The following is a 510-nucleotide window of genomic DNA, read 5'->3' on the forward strand; positions in this document are numbered from 1 at the left end:
ATCTGCGACAGATGGGACTTTAGTTCCTCCCTTATCGGAGGCACCGATTGTTTTTGGATTACATACATGCTTCAATGTATTCTGTAAAGCCGTATTCCAGGTATTAGAGGCGACTCGTTTAACACCATTCCAAGCATTAGAGGCTGTCTTTTTAACATAATTCCAGCCTTTTTTGATACTGTTCCAGAAGTGCCCACTTGGGTCAGTATAGTTGACGGGATTGTTCTGCACATAGCTGTAGCGGTTCTGGCTGAGAGGATCTGTGTCCTCCCCTGGGTAGCTATCCTCGGTTAAGAAAGTACCTCCCTGACTATCATAATACCTTGCGCGTAAATAGTCAAGTCCGGTATCGTCACGAGCTTCACCGTTATAGGCGAATGGATTCCCTGTTGTATCTGTGCTTGTCTTTCTTGCCCCATAGAGATGATAGCTAGTTGAGGCGACGGCTTGTCCATCCTTGGTCAAGCCTGTCACAGAGCCTGACTGGTTGGTCAAGTAGTTGTAGCTGTC

General features: G+C 46.7%; 1 protein-coding gene. It reads right to left on the bottom strand.

The annotated features are described in order from the left end of the window. On the bottom strand, nucleotides 1-510 hold a 510-nt coding region (locus SORDD16_RS09980), incomplete at both ends, for an RHS repeat-associated core domain-containing protein (protein ID WP_241734069.1).

Origin of the sequence: Streptococcus oralis (assembly GCF_001578945.1) — a bacterium.
In the GTDB taxonomy this organism is placed as follows: domain Bacteria; phylum Bacillota; class Bacilli; order Lactobacillales; family Streptococcaceae; genus Streptococcus; species Streptococcus oralis_Q.